14 protein-coding genes are annotated in these 15652 nt (G+C 73.0%); 10 read left to right on the top strand and 4 right to left on the bottom strand.

What is annotated here, in order from left to right; genetic code table 11:
• Positions 1 to 247 precede the first annotated feature (247 nt).
• Positions 248 to 1249 (top strand): DUF5937 family protein, encoded by a 1002-nt coding sequence (locus AB0D45_RS22050; RefSeq protein WP_362461606.1) that lies wholly within the window; start codon positions 248 to 250, stop codon positions 1247 to 1249.
• Between the two features lie 80 nt (positions 1250 to 1329).
• Here the strand turns inward: AB0D45_RS22050 and AB0D45_RS22045 are convergent, their stop codons facing one another.
• Both AB0D45_RS22045 and AB0D45_RS22040 read right to left on the bottom strand, forming a co-directional pair.
• A complete protein-coding gene (locus AB0D45_RS22045) occupies positions 1330 to 1626 on the bottom strand; it encodes an MTH1187 family thiamine-binding protein (RefSeq protein WP_361598982.1) in 297 nt (98 codons plus the stop codon).
• The gene (locus AB0D45_RS22040; RefSeq protein WP_361598979.1) at positions 1623 to 1967 is read right to left on the bottom strand and encodes a DUF3817 domain-containing protein; all 345 of its coding nucleotides are present in this window, start codon (positions 1965 to 1967) and stop codon (positions 1623 to 1625) included. Before AB0D45_RS22040 ends, AB0D45_RS22045 begins: the two co-directional genes overlap by 4 nt.
• A 161-nt stretch (positions 1968 to 2128) precedes the next feature.
• On the opposite strand from AB0D45_RS22040, the gene AB0D45_RS22035 reads away from it, so the two are divergent.
• The 4 genes from AB0D45_RS22035 (at position 2129) to AB0D45_RS22020 (ending at position 4794) form a co-directional block, all read left to right on the top strand.
• Entirely contained in the window at positions 2129 to 2767 is a 639-nt protein-coding gene (locus tag AB0D45_RS22035) for an AIM24 family protein (protein WP_361598976.1), read from the top strand.
• Positions 2767 to 3417 carry an AIM24 family protein gene (locus AB0D45_RS22030; RefSeq protein ID WP_362461602.1) on the top strand — a complete coding sequence of 217 codons (651 nt, stop codon included), beginning with the start codon at positions 2767 to 2769 and terminating at the stop codon, positions 3415 to 3417. Before AB0D45_RS22035 ends, AB0D45_RS22030 begins: the two co-directional genes overlap by 1 nt.
• A gap of 11 nt (positions 3418 to 3428) precedes the next feature.
• Positions 3429 to 4232 (top strand): AIM24 family protein, encoded by an 804-nt coding sequence (locus AB0D45_RS22025; protein ID WP_361599000.1) that lies wholly within the window; start codon positions 3429 to 3431, stop codon positions 4230 to 4232.
• Between the two features lie 85 nt (positions 4233 to 4317).
• On the top strand, positions 4318 to 4794 hold the full coding sequence (locus AB0D45_RS22020) for a MarR family transcriptional regulator (RefSeq protein WP_361598997.1): 477 nt from the start codon (positions 4318 to 4320) through the stop codon (positions 4792 to 4794).
• 87 nt (positions 4795 to 4881) lie between these two features.
• On the opposite strand, the gene meaB is transcribed toward AB0D45_RS22020, so the two are convergent.
• Together meaB and AB0D45_RS22010 are read right to left on the bottom strand one after the other, a co-directional pair.
• Positions 4882 to 5844, bottom strand: coding sequence for a methylmalonyl Co-A mutase-associated GTPase MeaB (meaB, locus tag AB0D45_RS22015; protein ID WP_362461599.1), 963 nt, complete (start codon positions 5842 to 5844; stop codon positions 4882 to 4884).
• 8 nt (positions 5845 to 5852) lie between these two features.
• Complete coding sequence (locus AB0D45_RS22010) at positions 5853 to 7055, bottom strand: acetyl-CoA C-acetyltransferase (protein ID WP_361598967.1); 1203 nt, start codon at positions 7053 to 7055, stop codon at positions 5853 to 5855.
• Between the two features lie 137 nt (positions 7056 to 7192).
• Between AB0D45_RS22010 and mce the strand changes: the two genes are divergently transcribed.
• The 5 genes from mce (at position 7193) to AB0D45_RS21985 (ending at position 15519) form a co-directional block, all read left to right on the top strand.
• Positions 7193 to 7636: a methylmalonyl-CoA epimerase gene (gene mce, locus AB0D45_RS22005; RefSeq protein ID WP_361598964.1), complete on the top strand. Its 444-nt coding sequence runs from the start codon at positions 7193 to 7195 to the stop codon at positions 7634 to 7636.
• A 276-nt stretch (positions 7637 to 7912) separates the two neighbouring features.
• Positions 7913 to 12502, top strand: a complete 4590-nt coding sequence (gene scy, locus AB0D45_RS22000) for a polarized growth protein Scy (RefSeq protein ID WP_362461596.1) — start codon at positions 7913 to 7915, stop codon at positions 12500 to 12502.
• Positions 12503 to 12695: 193 nt separating this feature from the next.
• On the top strand, positions 12696 to 13634 hold the full coding sequence (locus AB0D45_RS21995) for a cellulose-binding protein (protein WP_361598958.1): 939 nt from the start codon (positions 12696 to 12698) through the stop codon (positions 13632 to 13634).
• A gap of 113 nt (positions 13635 to 13747) precedes the next feature.
• On the top strand, positions 13748 to 14740 hold the full coding sequence (locus tag AB0D45_RS21990) for an ATP-binding cassette domain-containing protein (RefSeq protein WP_361598955.1): 993 nt from the start codon (positions 13748 to 13750) through the stop codon (positions 14738 to 14740).
• 2 nt (positions 14741 to 14742) lie between these two features.
• Positions 14743 to 15519 (top strand): ABC transporter permease subunit, encoded by a 777-nt coding sequence (locus AB0D45_RS21985; RefSeq protein WP_362461592.1) that lies wholly within the window; start codon positions 14743 to 14745, stop codon positions 15517 to 15519.
• The last annotated feature ends 133 nt before the right edge of the window (positions 15520 to 15652 follow it).

The raw sequence follows: 15652 nt of genomic DNA, 5'->3' as shown, positions 1-15652 counted from the left end.
GGGGGGGGGCGGGGGGGGGGGGGGCGGGGGCGGCGGGGGCGGGCCGTGGTGCGCCCCGGTCGGCGGGGGCGGGGGTTCCGTGGTCGGTCGGCATGGGCGGCAGCCTCTCGGTGGCCAGGGGCGTCTCGGGGACCGGGCCGGACCAGGGAGCGTCGCGGTCCCGGCCCGGTCCACAGGACACCCCCTAGGCTGGCCGGCCGAGAGATTCGCTCCCGCCCGAATCCGCAGGCCCGCCGGAGGCGACCGCATGGGGTTCCACTACCGCTTCGCGCCGGCCGACCTGCTCCGCTGCCGGTTCGCGATCTCCCCGCGCTGGGAGACGGCGGAGGCCGTACGGGTCCTGCTGCTGCCACGCAGGCACGCGTACCACCTGCCCTGGCTCAGCCGGATCCGCTCCGCCGCGGCCGGCCTGGACCTGCGGCCGCTGTGGCTGCTGATGCCGGCGAAGGGGCACAACCCGGACCTGCTGAGCCCTCCCCCGTCCGGCCCGTCCGTCACCATCGAGGAGGAGCTGGCCCGGGTGCGTGCGGCGGCCGGTGATCCGGAGGCCGCCCGCGAGGACCTGCGGCGGTCCCTGGCCTGCACCCCGGGGGCGCTGGAGAGCGCGATCGGGGCCAGGATGCTGGAGGATCCCGCGCGGGCGGTGCGGGAGCTGGCGGATCTGTACGAGCGGGCCTGGGAGGCCCTGGTCGCCCCGCACTGGCCCCGGCTGCGGGCCCTGCTGGAGGCCGACATCCTGTTCCACTCGCGCCGGCTGGCGGCGGGCGGGCTCGAGGCGCTGTTCGAGGGGCTCCACCCGGACCTGCGGTGGCACGGCGGGAGCCAGACGCTGACCATCGAGCGCCCGTCCCACCACGACCGGGAGCTGGGCGGGCAGGGGCTGCTGCTGATGCCCAGCGCCTTCGTCTGGCCGGAGGTGGTCGGCGGGTACGACCCGCCGTGGCAGCCGACGCTGGTGTACCCGGCCCGGGGCATCGGCGCGTTGTGGACCGCCGCGGCCGGCCCGGCCCCGCAGGCCCTGGCGGGGCTGCTGGGGCGGGGCCGGGCGGAGGTCCTGTGCGCCCTGCACGAGCCCGCCTCGACGACGGCCCTGGCCCACCGCCTGGGCCTGGCCCCCTCGACGGTCTCGGCGCACCTGAAGGCCCTGCGCGCCGCCGGGCTGCTCCTGGCGTTCCGCCAGGGCCACCAGGTGCTGTACGAGCGCACCCCGCTGGGCATCGCCCTCACCTCGGCCGCCCCCCAGGCCTGACCCACCCGGCCCCGGGGACGCGCGAGCGCCCCCCGCCGGCGGGCGGGGGGCGCTTTTCGGAAACGGCGCGGCCGGGCGGTTCAGCCCTCGGCGAGGTGGCGTTCGACCGTCTCGACCTTCGAGGTGATGCCGTCGGTGACGCCGGGGCGGACATCGGCCTTGAGGATGAAGGACACCCGGGGAGCCCGTGCCTCCACGGCGGCCACCGCGCGCCGCACCACGTCCATCACCTCGTCCCACTCGCCCTCGATGGTCGTGAACATGGCGTCGGTGCGGTTCGGCAGCCCGGACTCGCGCACGACGCGGACCGCATCGGCCACGTACGCGCCGACCTCCTCGCCGACCCCCAGCGGGGTGACCGAGAACGCGACGATCACGCGTCCGCCGCCTGGCGCGCGCGGGCGGCGATGACGCTGTCGGTCTCGTCGCGCTTGAGGAGCTTGTCGCCGTACAGGCCGCCGAAGGGCAGCAGCGCCAGAACGAAGAACAGGGCGACCTTCTTGACCGGCCACTTCGCCTTGTTCCAGACGTCCAGCAGGAAGACCGCGTAGATGACGAACAGGATCCCGTGCAGGATGCCCAGCGGCATCATCAGGTAGTCGATGTCCGAGATCCGGCTCAGCAGCGAGCCGAAGATCAGCAGGGCCGGGAACGACAGCGCCTCCGGAACGGAGATGAGGCGCAGCCGGTGCAGGGCGGAAGCGGTCTTGATGTCCACGTGGAACCTTCGGGGCTGGAGGCCGGGGGTCCCCGCCAGTGTCTCAGCCGCCGTCCGCGATCTTCCGGCGGGGTCCCGGATCCACCGAAGAACGGTGATTGTGGCGCATACCGGCCACGGGGCCCTGTTCGTCCCCGCCCGCTGCCGATACCTTCGTCTCCGTGGCTCAGTTCCGACTCCAAGGCAGCAAGGTGCTCGCCGTCGACCTGACCGGTGACGCCGTGAAAGCGAAGAACGGCGCCATGGTCGCGTACGACGGCCAGATGGCCTTCAAGAAGATGACCGGCGGCGGCGAAGGCCTCCGCGGGATGGTGACCCGCCGGCTGACCGGCGAACAGATGACCGTGATGGAGGTGCAGGGGCACGGCACCTGCTACTTCGCCGACCGCGCGAGCGAGATCAACCTCGTCAGCCTCCGCGGCGAGAAGCTCTACGTGGAGTCCAGCAACCTGCTGTGCACCGACGCCGCCCTGCGCACCGGGACGACCTTCACCGGTCTGCGCGGCGCCACCACGGGCAACGGGCTCTTCACGACGACCGTCGAGGGGTCCGGCCAGGCGGCGATCATGTCCGACGGCCCGGCGGTGGTGCTGCGCGTCAGCGCCCAGTACCCGCTGTCGGTCGACCCGGGCGCGTACATCGCCCACACCGGCAACCTCCAGCAGTCCTTCCAGTCGGGGATCACCTTCCGCACCCTGATCGGCGAGGGCTCCGGCGAGGCGTTCCAGATCCGCTTCGAGGGCGAGGGCCTGGTGTACGTCCAGCCCAGCGAGCGCAACACCGTCGGGGGTGACGTCTGATGCCGTTCCGCGAGGTCAACTCGAAGATGGTCGAGGCCCAGGTGGTCCCCGGCCAGAAGATGTACAGCCAGCGCGGCGCGATGCTCGCCTACCGCGGCGAGGTCTCCTTCACCCCGAGCATCACCGGCGGCCAGGGCGGCGTCATGGGCATGATCGGCCGCCGGGTGGCGAACGAGCAGACCCCGCTGATGACGGTCGAGGGCAGCGGCACCGTGATGTTCGGCCACGGCGGCCACCACATCCAGGTGATCAGCCTGACCGGCGAGACCCTCTACGTGGAGGCCGACCGGCTGCTCGCCTTCGACGGCACCCTCCAGCAGGGCACGATGTTCATGGGCTCGCAGGGCGGGGTCATGGGCATGGTGCGCGGCCAGGTGACCGGACAGGGACTGTTCACCACCACCCTCAAGGGCCACGGCTCCGTCGCCGTGATGGCCCACGGCGGAGTCATCGAGCTCCCCATCACCCCGAACCGGCCCGTCCACGTCGACCCGCAGGCGTACGTGGCCCACCACGGGGACGTCAGGAACAAGCTCTCCACCGCGCTCGGCTGGCGGGACATGGTGGGGCGCGGTTCGGGCGAGGCGTTCCAGCTGGAGCTGTCCGGCCAGGGCGCCGTGTTCGTACAGGCCTCGGAGGAGAAGCTGTGAACTTTGGCCCCGTGACCCCGGGCCCGGGCGGCCCGACGGTGTTCGACCCGCACAGCCTGCCCTCCGACGACAACGTGAACGCGTACACCTTCTGCGTGGAGCTCAAGGGGAGCCAGTGGTTCCTGCAGAAGGGCAAGATGATCGCCTACTACGGGCGGATCGAGTTCAACGGCATCGGCAACGGCCGCTTCGACCGCCTGCTGCGCACGAGCTTCCACTCGCCGCTGCACGCGAGCGACTGGGTGGTGGCGGAGGGCCAGGGCAAGATGCTGCTGGCCGACCGCGCCTTCGACGTGAACTCGTACGACCTGGACAACGGCAACCTGACCATCCGGTCGGGGAACCTGCTGGCGTACGAGCCCTCGCTGGCCCTCAAGCAGTCGATCGTCCCGGGGTTCCTGACCTTGATCGGAACCGGGAAGTTCGTGGCGGCGTCCAACGGACCGGTGGTGTTCATGGAGCCGCCGCTGCGCGTGGACCCGCAGGCGCTGGTGGGCTGGGCGGACTGCCCCTCCCCCTGCCACCACTACGACCACGGCTACATGTCCGGCGTGATGGGCGGGCTGCGCTCGCTGACCGGCATCGGCGGCACCTCGGGCGAGGAGCACCAGTTCGAGTTCGTCGGCGCGGGCACGGTGCTGCTGCAGTCGACGGAGCTGCTGATGGCCGAGCAGGCGGTCGGCGCGGTGGGCGCCGGGGCGGCCACGGGCAACGCCCAGGGCGTCCCGGGGGCGGGCCAGGGTCCGCTGGGGCAGCTGGGCGTGCCGCGGATGCCCGGGCAGCTGGGTGATCTCCAGCGGCGCTTCGGACTGTGAGGCACCCCGGCCGGTCCCGCCCGGACCGATCTTCCTATTTTTGTACGTAATTCAACTTCTTAGGTAGAGTTCTTTCATGGAGACGATGGAGACCGAGACGGCCACCCGCTGGCTAACCGACGCCGAACAGTGCGCCTGGCGCACCCACCTGGACGTCAGCAGACTGCTGATGCACCAGTTGGAAAAGGATCTCCAGCCCTTCGGACTCACCAACAACGACTACGAGATCCTCGTGAACCTCTCGGAGTCGGAAGGCCTGCGGATGCGCATGAGCGACCTGGCCACCGCCACGCTCCAGTCCAAGAGCCGGCTCTCCCACCAGATCACCCGCATGGAGAGCGCGGGCCTGGTCCGCCGGGTGAACTGCGAGTCCGACCGCCGCGGCCTGTACGCGGTCCTCACGGACGAGGGCATGGAGACCATGCGCAAGGTCGCCCCGCACCACGTGGCGTCCGTGCGCGAGCACTTCATCGACCTGCTGCCCCCGGAGGCCCTGCAGGCGCTGCGGGAGTCGCTGCGCCCCGTCGCGGAGCACCTGCGCGGCAACCGCGGCAAGATCTGAGCGCACCGCGACGACGAGGAAAGGGCGGGGAGCCGAGGCTCCCCGCCCTTTCCCGTGTCCGGCCGGCCGTCGGGGCCGGGCCGCCGGTCAGCCCTCCGTCAGGCTCTCCAGCAGCGCGTCCGCGGCCGCGTACGGGTCGAGCTCACCGGCGGCCACCCGGGCCGCCAGCGCGCTCAGGTGCGCGTCCCCGCGGAGGTCGGCCAGGCGCCCCCGCAGCTCGGTGATCGCGATGGTCTCCACCTCCCGGGCCGCCCGCGCGGCCCGGCGCTCGGCCAGCACCCCGCGCTCGTCCATCCACGCCCGGTGCTTCTCCAGCGCCTCGACGAGCTCGTCGATGCCCTGCCCGCGGGCCGCGACCGTCTTGACGATCGGCGGCCGCCAGTCGCCGGGGCCCCGGCTCTCGCCCAGGCCCAGCATGTGGTTCAGCTCCCGGGCGGTGGCGTCCGCACCGTCCCGGTCGGCCTTGTTCACCACGTACACGTCGCCGATCTCGAGGATCCCGGCCTTCGCGGCCTGGATCCCGTCGCCCATGCCCGGAGCCAGCAGCACCACCGAGGTGTCCGCCTGCGAGGCGATCTCCACCTCGGACTGCCCGACCCCGACCGTCTCGACCAGGATCACGTCGCAGCCGGCCGCGTCCAGCACCCGGATCGCCTGCGGCGCCGCCCAGGCGAGCCCGCCCAGGTGCCCTCGGGTGGCCATGGAGCGGATGTAGACCCCGGGATCGGAGGCGTGGTCCGACATCCGGACCCGGTCGCCGAGCAGCGCCCCGCCCGAGAAGGGCGAGGACGGGTCCACCGCGAGCACGCCGACGCGCTTGCCGGCGCTGCGGTAGGCGGAGACCAGGGCCGAGGTCGAGGTCGACTTGCCGACCCCCGGGGAGCCGGTCAGCCCGACCACGTACGCGCCGCCGGTCAGCGGGGCCAGGGCGGCCATCACCTCGCGCAGGTGCGGGGACGCCCCCTCGACCAGTGAGATCAGCCGGGCCACGGCCCGCGGCCGGCCCTCGCGGGCCTGTGCCACCAGCGTGGGGACGTCCACCGTCGCCATGCGCGCGCCTACGCCTTCGGGACGCGGATCACGAGGGCGTCGCCCTGGCCGCCGCCGCCGCACAGGGCCGCCGCACCGGTCCCGCCGCCGCGGCGCTTGAGCTCCAGCGCCAGGTGCAGCACCACGCGGGCGCCGGACATGCCGATGGGGTGGCCCAGGGCGATCGCGCCGCCGTTGACGTTCACCTTTTCCGGGGTCACGCCGAGGTCCTTCATTGACTGCACGGCGACCGCCGCGAAGGCCTCGTTGATCTCGATGAGGTCCAGGTCGGAGACCTCCAGGCCGTCCTTCTTCAGGGCGTGCAGGATGGCGTTCGAGGGCTGCGACTGGAGCGAGTTGTCGGGGCCGGCCACGTTGCCGTGGGCGCCGATCTCGGCCAGCCACTCCAGGCCCAGCTCCTCGGCCTTCGCCTTGCTCATCACGACGACGGCGGCGGCGCCGTCCGAGATCTGCGAGGAGGTGCCGGCGGTGATGGTGCCGTCCTTGGCGAACGCCGGGCGCAGCTTGCCCAGCGACTCGGCCGTGGTCTCGGGGCGGATGCCCTCGTCGGCGGCGAAGACCACCGGCTCGCCCTTGCGCTGCGGGATCTCGACCGGGGTGATCTCGGCCTCGAAGACGCCGTTCTTCTGCGCGGCGGCGGCCCGCTGGTGGGAGGCGGCGGCGAACTCGTCCTGCGGGGCGCGCTCGATGCCCAGGCGGGTGTTGTGCTTCTCCGTGGACTCGCCCATCGCGATGTTCTCGAAGGCGTCGGTGAGGCCGTCGTAGGCCATCGCGTCGAGCATCTCGATCGCGCCGTACTTGTAGCCCTCACGGGACTTCGGCAGCAGGTGCGGGGCGTTCGTCATCGACTCCTGGCCGCCCGCGACCACGATGTCGAACTCGCCGGCGCGGATGAGCTGGTCGGCCAGCGCGATCGCGTCGAGGCCGGACAGGCACACCTTGTTGATGGTCAGCGCCGGCACGTTCATGGGGATGCCGGCCTTGACCGCGGCCTGGCGGGCGGGGATCTGGCCCGCGCCGGCCTGGAGCACCTGGCCCATGATCACGTACTGGACCTGGTCGCCGGAGATCCCGGCCCGCTCCAGGGCGGACTTGATGGCGAAGCCGCCGAGGTCGGCGCCCGAGAAGGACTTCAGCGAGCCGAGCAGCCGCCCCATGGGCGTGCGGGCCCCGGCGACGATCACTGAGGTGGTGTTGTTCGTTCCGGACATGAGGCACAGCCCCTTGAGGATGAGGAGTGAACGAGGGTTTACCCGAATGTACTGAGCGGTACCCGCCCAGTCACCGGGCAGTCGGTGTGATCGCTGGCACGTTGCGTGACGACCCTCCTCGGCGGTGCACTGGTCCCATGCTGACAAGAATCGACCACATCGGGATCGCCTGCTTCGACCTGGACAAGACCGTCGAGTTCTACCGTGCCACGTACGGGTTCGAGGTCTTCCACTCCGAGGTCAACGAGGAGCAGGGCGTCCGCGAGGCCATGCTCAAGATCAACGAGACCTCCGACGGCGGCGCCTCCTACCTCCAGCTCCTGGAGCCCACCCGCGAGGACTCCGCGGTGGGCAAGTGGCTGGCCAAGAACGGCGAGGGCGTGCACCACATCGCCTTCGGCACGGCGGACGTCGACGGCGACGCCGAGGCCATCCGCGGCAAGGGCGTCCGCGTCCTCTACGACGAGCCCCGCATCGGCTCCATGGGCTCCCGGATCACCTTCCTGCACCCCAAGGACTGCCACGGGGTCCTCACCGAGCTGGTCACGAGCAACCCCGAGCAGTCGACCGCCGCCCACTGACGCGCCCGGGGATTGGGGGCACGGCGCACCGCCGGCCGGGGTGCGCCGTGCCCGTCCAGCCGCCCGGACGGAGGCGGCCCGGCCACAGCGCACTGATGTCCCCATTCCCCGGCCGGTAGAGTGGCCATGGCTCGGCCGGGGTTCGGTGCGGAACGGGGTCGGGGCCTGCAAGCCCTGCCCCGACATCTGACACCATTCCCCGGGGGCGTCGTTCAGCGGGCGAGCGATGCTCATTTGGGAGTGAGCTTGCGACCAGGGGACGGATGGGACCGCGCTGTGCGGGGCTACGAAAGCCAGGAGAGCCATCAGGCCGAAGCCGACCATCTCTCGCGCTTCGAAGCCGAGATGGAGCGGCTGAAGAAGGAGCGCGGGAAGGCCGTCCAGCACGCCGAGGACCTCGGGTACCAGGTCGAGGTGCTGCGCGCCAAACTGCATGAGGTGCGCCGCGCGCTCGCCTCCCGGCCCGCCTACGACGGCGCGGACATGGGATATCAGGCGGAGCAGCTGCTGCGCAACGCCCAGGTGCAGGCCGACCAGATGCGGTCCGACGCCGAGCGCGAGCTGCGCGACGCCCGGGCGCAGACCCAGCGGATCCTCCAGGAGCACGCCGAGCACCAGGCGCGGCTCCAAGCCGAGCTGCACGCCGAGGCCGTCAACCGCCGCCAGCGCCTGGACCAGGAGCTCAACGAGCGCCGCCAGACGGTCGAGGCGCACGTCAACGAGAACGTCGCCTGGGCCGAGCAGCTGCGCGCCCGTACGGAGGCCCAGGCCCGCCGGCTCCTGGAGGAGTCCCGCGCCGAGGCCGAGCAGGCGCTGAACGCCGCCCGCGCCGAGGCCGCCCGGACCGCCGAGGAGGCCCGCCGCCGGCTCGCCGCCGACGCCGAGGCCGCGCGCGCCGAGGCCGAGCAGGCGCTGCTGCGCGCCCGCAAGGAGGCCGAACGGCTGCTGGCCGCCGCGTCCGCGCAGGCCCAGGAGGCCACCGAGCACGCCGAGCGGCTGCGCACCACCACCACCGCCGAGGCCGAGCAGACCCGGCAGCAGACCATGGACCTCGGCCGGGTGGCCGAGGCGCGGGTGCAGGAGGCCGACGGAGCCCTGCGCGCGGCCCGCGCGGAGGCGGAGAAGCTGCTCGCGGAGGCCAAGGAGAGCGCCGCCCGGCAGCTCGCCTCGGCGGAGTCCGTCAACGACCAGCGCACCCGCACCGCGAAGGAGCAGGTCGCCCGGCTGGTCGGCGAGGCCACGAAGGAGGCCGAGGCCCTCAAGGCCGAGGCCGAGCACGCGCTGGCCGATGCCCGCGCCGAGGCGGAGCGGCTGCGTACGGAAGCCGGCGAGCAGGCCCGTACGGCCGCCGCCGAGGACACGGCGGCGCAGCTGGCGAAGGCGGCCCGCACCGCCGAGGACGTGCTGAACAAGGCTTCGGAGGACGCCCGGGCGACGACCCGCGCCGCCTCCGAGGAGGCCGAGCGGATCCGCCGCGAGGCGGAGGCCGAGGCCGAGCGGCTGCGCGCCCAGGCGGCGGCCACGGCCGCCGAGCTCAAGGGCGCCGCGAAGGACGACACCGAGGAGTACCGGGCCCGCACGGTCGAACTCCAGGAGGAGGCGCGGCGGCTGCGCGGCGAGGCGGAGCAGCTGCGCGCGGAGGCCGTCGCCGAGGGCGAGCGGATCCGCGGGGAGGCCCGCCGCGAGGCGGTGCAGCAGATCGAGGAGGCGGCCCGCACCGCCGAGGAGCTGCTGGGCAAGGCCAAGTCGGACGCGGACGAACTGCGCGCCGGGGCCGGCGCGGAGAGCGAGCGGGTCCGCGCCGAGGCCGTCGAGCGGGCCACCACCCTGCGCCGGCAGGCCGAGGAGACCCTGGAGCGCACCCGCGCGGAGGCCGAACGGCTGCGGGCGGAGGCGCAGGAGCAGGCCGAGGCCCTGACCGCCGAGACGGACGCCGCCGTACGGGCGCGCCGCGAGGAGACCGAACAGGCCCTGGCGGCCAGGCGTGCGGAGGCCGAAGCCGAGCTGGCCCGGCTGCAGTCGGACGCCGAGGCCCGGCTGGCGTCGGCCGAGCAGACGCTGCGCGAGTCCCGCCTGGCGGCGGAGAACATCCGCAAGGAGACCACCGAGGAGAACGACCGGCTGCGCGCCGAGTCGGCGGAGCGGATCCGCACCCTCCAGGCCCAGTCCGAGGCGGAGGCCGAGCAGCTGCGCTCCGAGGCCGCGCAGGACGCGGGCCGGGTCCGCGCGGAGGCCGAGCTGGTCTCCGTACGGATGCGCGCCGAGGCGGAGGCCGAGTCGGAGCGGGTGCGCACCGAGGCGCAGGAGACCGCGGACCGGCTGCGCGCCGAGGCGAAGGCGGCGGCCGAACGGGTCGCCGCGGAGGCCGCGGAGGCGCTGGCCGCCGCCCAGGAGGAGGCCGCGCGGCGCCGCCGGGAGGCCGAGGAGACCCTGTCGGCGGCCCGGACGGAGGCCGGCAACGAGCGGGCGCAGGCCCGTGAGCAGAACGAGGAGCTGCTGGCGCAGGCCCGCAAGCGCTCGGAGGAGGCGCAGGCCGAGGCGGCCCGCCTCACCGAGGAGGCGGAGCGCCGGGCGGCGGAGCTGGTCGCGGCGGCGGAGGCCACCGCCCAGCAGGTACGGGACGCCGTGGCCGGGCTGCACGAGCAGGCCGAGGAGGAGATCGCCGGGCTGCGCAGCGCGGCCGAGCACGCGGCGGAGCGTACGCGCACCGAGGCGGAGGAGGAGGCGGACCGGGTCCGCGCCGACGCCCACGCGGAGCGCGACCGCGCGGCCGAGGACGCGGCACGCGTGCGCAGCGAGGCCCGCGTCGAGACGGACGCGGCGAAGGAACTCGCGGCACGGACCGTCGGCGACGCGATCGCCGAGGCCGAGCAGCTGCGGGCCGACACGGCCGAGTACGCGCAGCGGGTGCGCACGGAGGCGACGGACGCCCTGGCGGCGTCCGAGCGCGACGCGGCGCGGACCCGGGCGGACGCCCGGGAGGACGCGAACCGGATCCGCGGCGAGGCGGCGGAGTCCCTGGAGGCCTCGCGCGCCGAGGGCTCCCGGATCGTGGCCGAGGCGCAGGCGGAGGCCGAGCGGCTCACGGAGGAGACCCTGGCCGCGAACGCCGCCACCGTCGGCGACGCCCAGGCGGAGGCCGAGCGGCTCACCGCGGAGGCCGCCGAGGCGGCGGAAGCCGCCCGGGCCGAGGCCGCGGGCACCCTGGACGAGGCGCGCGCGGAGGCCAACCGGCTGCGCAGCGAGGCCGCGGAGCAGGCGGACCGGCTCATCACCGAGGCGGCGTCCGAGGCGGAGCGCCTCACCGAGGAGACCCGTGCGGCGAACGCCGCCACGGTCGGCGAGGCGGTGGCGGAGGCCGAGCGGCTGACGGCCGAGGCGGCGCGGGTCCTGGAGGAGGGCCGGGCGCGTGCGGAGGCCCTGAAGGCGCAGGCGGCCGACACCCTGGCCGCCGCCGAGCGGGACTCGGCGCGGATCCTGGTGGACTCCCGCGCGGAGGGCGACCGGCTCATCGAGGAGACCCGCGCGGCCAACGAGCGTACGGTCGGCGAGGCCGCGGCCGAGGCCGACCGGCTCGTCGCGGAGGCGGCGCGGACCCTGGACGAGGCCCGTGCGGAGGGCGGCCGGATCATCGGCGAGGCGACCGCCGAGGCGGAGCGCGTCACGGCCGCGGCGAACGAGACGCTGGCCACGGCCGAGCGGGACGCCGAGCAGACGCTGGACGAGGCGCGCGCCGAGGGCAACCGGCTGCGCACCGAGGCCGCGGAGCAGGCGGACCGGCTCATCACCGAGGCGGCGTCCGAGGCGGACAAGCTCACCGAGCAGACCCGCCGGGACAACGAGCGCACGGTCGGCGAGGCGGCCGCCGAGGCGGAGCGGCTGCGCGCGGAGGCGGCCGAGGCGCTGGCCTCGGCGCAGGAGCACGCGACGCGCACCCGGTCCGAGGCGGAACGGGTCAAGGCGGAGGCGGCCACCGAGGCGGAGCGCACCCGCACGGAGGCCCGTACGGAGTCCGAGCGGCTGCTGGACGAGGCCCGCGAGGAGGCCAACAAGCGCCGTACCGAGGCCGCGGAGCAGGTGGACCGGCTCATCACGGAGGCCGCGGCCGAGGCCGACAAGCTCACGTCGGAGGCGGCCCGGCAGGCGCTGGCCGCCACCACGGCGGCCGAGGAGCAGGCCGACGCGATGGTCGACGCCGCCCGCAAGGAGGCGGCGCGCATCACGTCGGAGGCGACCGTCGAGGGCAACTCCACGGTGGAGAAGGCCCGTACGGACGCGGACGAGCTGCTGGTGGGGGCGCGTACGGACGCGGCCGCCATAAGGGAGCGGGCGGAGGAGCTGCGGGCCCGCGTCGAGTCCGAGGTGGAGGAGCTGCACGAGCGCGCCCGCCGGGAGTCGGCCGAGCAGATGAAGTCGGCCGGCGAGCGCGTGGACAAGCTGGTCCGTGCGGCGACCGAGCAGAGCGCGGAGGCGGAGGCGAAGGCCAAGGCGCTGGTGTCGGACGCGAGCAGCGAGGCGAGCAAGGTCCGCATCGCGGCCGTGCGCAAGGCCGAGACGCTGCTGAAGGAGGCCGAGCAGAAGAAGGCGGAGCTGGCCCGGCAGGCCGAGAGCGCCCTCGCGGAGGCGAAGGCGGAGGCGGAGCGACTGGTCGAGGAGGGCCGTCGTGAGCTCGAGGTGCTGGTGCGCAGGCGCGAGGACATTCAGGCGGAGATCTCCCGTGTCCAGGACGTTCTTGAGGCGTTGGAATCATTCGAGGCACCTTCGGGTGGCGGAAAGCCCGTTGTGGGTGGTCAGGGCGCGGGGGGCGTGAAGGCCGGCGCAACAGCGGGTTCCACTCGTTCGGGTGGTAAGGCGTCAGAGGGGTAGTCAGAACACAGGATGTGTGCTTCTGAGGGAGGTCAGGCGAAGGAGTGACAAGCATTCCGTCGCCTTGCCACTCAAAAGGGGTGTCATTGTCCAGGGCAAACCCGGATTGACTCGATGACACGCCGCCCGGGCGCCTAGGATTCCCCTTAACACCTCACGTAGCACCTCATCGGTCTCATTCGACAGGAACCCCATGAGCGACACTTCCTCCCCCTTCGGCTTCGAGCTCGTGCGGCGTGGTTACGACCGCGGTCAGGTGGACGACCGCATTACCAAGCTGGTCTCCGACCGCGACAGCGCCCTTGGACGTATCAACTCTCTGGAAAAGCGGATCGAGGAGCTGCACCTCGAGACGCAGAACGCCCAGGCCCAGGTGAGCGACGCGGAGCCGTCGTACGCCGGTCTCGGCGCCCGGGTCGAGAAGATCCTGCGGCTGGCCGAGGAGGAGGCGAAGGACCTGCGCGAGGAGGCCCGTCGCGCGGCCGAGCAGCACCGTGAGCTGGCCGAGTCCGCTGCCCAGCAGGTCCGCAACGACGCCGAGTCGTTCGCGGCCGACCGCAAGTCGAAGGCGGAGGACGAGGGCGTCCGCATCGTCGAGAAGGCCAAGGGGGACGCCGCCACCCTGCGCGCCGAGGCCCAGAAGGACGCGGCCTCCAAGCGCGAGGAGGCCGACGCCCTGTTCGAGGAGACCCGCGCCAAGGCCGCCCAGGCCGCCGCGGACTTCGAGACCAACCTGGCCAAGCGCCGCGAGCAGTCCGAGCGCGACCTGGCCTCGCGTCAGCAGAAGGCGGAGAAGCGCCTCGCCGAGATCGAGCACCGCGCCGAACAGCTGCGCCTGGAGGCCGAGAAGCTCCGTACGGACGCCGAGCGCCGCGCCCGCCAGACGGTGGAGACCGCGCAGCGTCAGGCCGAGGACATCGTCGCCGACGCCAACGCCAAGGCGGACCGCATCCGCAGCGAGTCCGAGCGCGAGCTGGCGGCGCTGACCAACCGCCGCGACTCCATCAACGCCCAGCTGACGAACGTCCGCGAGATGCTGGCGACGCTGACGGGCGCGGCCGTGGCGGCCGCCGGCTCCCCGATCGACGACGAGCCGGTGAGCCGCGGCGTCCCGGCGCAGCAGAGCCGCTAGTACGCCCGCGCGTACGCCGCGGTCCGCGCACGGGCAGCGGATCCGGCACATCAGGGGCCGTACACCGCCTTGTTGAGGTGGCGTACGGCCCCTGGCCGTTCTAGCGTGGCCGCATGATCGAGCTCGAGGGCCTCACGAAACGATTCGGCGCGAAGACCGCAGTGGACCATCTCGACTTCCGGGTCAGACCGGGGATGGTGACCGGCTTCCTCGGCCCCAACGGGGCGGGCAAGTCGACGACCATGCGCATGATGCTCGACCTCGACAGGCCCACCAGCGGGACGGTCCGCATCAACGGGAAGCACTACCGGGAGCTGCCGGAACCGCTGAAGCACATCGGGGCGCTGCTCGACGCGAAGGCGATGCACGGCGGGCGCAGCGCCTACAACAACCTTCTCTGCCTGGCCCAGTCGAACCGGATCCCGCGGCGGCGGGTGGACGAAGTGCTGGATCTGGTCGGTCTGACGGCGGTGGCGGGGAAGAAGTCGAAAGGATTTTCGCTCGGAATGGGCCAGCGGCTGGGAATCGCCGCCGCGCTGCTGGGTGATCCGGAGATCCTGATGTTCGACGAACCGGTCAATGGTCTGGACCCGGAGGGAATTCTCTGGATCCGCAATCTCATGAAGGGCCTGGCCTCGGAAGGAAGAACGATCTTCGTGTCCTCCCACTTGATGAGTGAAATGGCCCTGACCGCGGACCATTTGATCGTCATCGGACGGGGAAAGCTCCTCGCCGACTTGTCGATGGCCGATTTCATCCAGCAGAACTCCCGCAGTTACGTACGGCTGCGCTCACCGCAGCAGGAACGGCTCAAGGACGTGCTGCACGAGGCCGGGATCGACGCGATCAGCGTGCCCGCCACCGGCGTACTGGAGATCGACGGGGTCGGGCCCGAGCGGCTCGGCGAACTGGCCGCGCAGCACCGGATCGTGCTGCACGAACTCAGCCCGCAACGGGCGTCACTGGAGGAAGCGTTCATGCGCATGACGGCGGACTCCGTCGAGTACCACGCCCACGCCCCCGGCGCCCCCGGCGCGCCCGTACCCGCGCCGGCGGGTCCCGCGTGGGGCACGGGCGTCGAGACCGGCCGCAAGGGCGGCGAGTGACCATGGCCTACGCCGCAGTCCTCCGGTCCGAGTGGACCAAGATCCGTACCGTCGCCTCCACCAGCTGGACCCTCGCGACCGCCCTGCTGGTCACCGTCGCCATCGGCGCCGGGCTGTGCGCGGTCGTCAACGCGACCTTCGACGACATGCCGCAGACGGCACGGGTCACCTTCGACGCCACGCAGATGAGCTTCTCCGGCATGCTCCTGGGCCAGCTGGCGGTGCTCGTCTTCGGCGCGATGGTGGTCGGCAGCGAGTACGGCACCGGCATGATCCGCACCTCCCTCGCGGCCGTGCCCCGCCGCGGCGCCCTGCTGCTGGGCAAGCTGACCGTGGCGACCGCCCTGGCCCTGGTGGTCGGCCTGGCCACCGGCTTCCTGTCCTTCTTCCTCGGCCAGGCCCTCCTCGGCGACCACGGCACCGGGCTGGGCGGGGAGAACGTCCTGCGCGCGGTGACCGGCGTCGGCCTGTACCTGGCACTGCTCGCCGCGTTCGCCATCGGCGCGTCGATGATGCTGCGGAACTCGGCCGCATCGATCTCGCTCCTGATCACGTTCGTCCTGATCCTGCCCATCGTCCTCAGCGTGGTCGACGCCACCCGCAAGATCGCCTCCTACCTGCCCAGCCAGGCCGGATCCGCGATCATGCAGACCGTGTCCGCCTCCGCGGACGGCCAGGACGTGCCCTACGGCCCGTGGGGCGGACTCGGGATCATGGCGCTGTGGTCGCTGGCCGCGGTGGCCGGCGGATACCTCACGCTGGTGAAGCGGGACGCCTGACGGGTCCGTCGTGAGACGGACGCCCCGCGTACTACGGGACATCCCCGGGTCGGATCTCAGGGGCAGCTCAGGGATCCGGCCCGGGAGGGAACCGCGGGGGCCTCGATATCCTCTTAAGGCGTACGCGGGCGAG

It is taken from the genome of Streptomyces sp. NPDC048352 (genome assembly GCF_040651895.1).
Taxonomy (GTDB): Bacteria; Actinomycetota; Actinomycetes; order Streptomycetales; family Streptomycetaceae; genus Streptomyces.
Note: the sequence above shows the minus strand (reverse complement) of the source record. Positions and strands in the feature narration are given on the sequence as shown.

What these genes read in the sequence shown, in the direction of transcription:
- AB0D45_RS22050 (WP_362461606.1), top strand. Translation starts at nt 248, where the DNA reads ATGGGGTTCCACTACCGCTTCGCGCCGGCCGACCTGCTCCGCTGCCGG.
- AB0D45_RS21990 (WP_361598955.1), top strand. Translation starts at nt 13,748, where the DNA reads ATGATCGAGCTCGAGGGCCTCACGAAACGATTCGGCGCGAAGACCGCA.
- AB0D45_RS21985 (WP_362461592.1), top strand. Translation starts at nt 14,743, where the DNA reads ATGGCCTACGCCGCAGTCCTCCGGTCCGAGTGGACCAAGATCCGTACC.
- meaB (WP_362461599.1), bottom strand. Translation starts at nt 5,844, where the DNA reads ATGGCGACGGTGGACGTCCCCACGCTGGTGGCACAGGCCCGCGAGGGC.
- AB0D45_RS22010 (WP_361598967.1), bottom strand. Translation starts at nt 7,055, where the DNA reads ATGTCCGGAACGAACAACACCACCTCAGTGATCGTCGCCGGGGCCCGC.
- AB0D45_RS21995 (WP_361598958.1), top strand. Translation starts at nt 12,696, where the DNA reads ATGAGCGACACTTCCTCCCCCTTCGGCTTCGAGCTCGTGCGGCGTGGT.
- AB0D45_RS22020 (WP_361598997.1), top strand. Translation starts at nt 4,318, where the DNA reads ATGGAGACCGAGACGGCCACCCGCTGGCTAACCGACGCCGAACAGTGC.
- AB0D45_RS22030 (WP_362461602.1), top strand. Translation starts at nt 2,767, where the DNA reads ATGCCGTTCCGCGAGGTCAACTCGAAGATGGTCGAGGCCCAGGTGGTC.
- mce (WP_361598964.1), top strand. Translation starts at nt 7,193, where the DNA reads ATGCTGACAAGAATCGACCACATCGGGATCGCCTGCTTCGACCTGGAC.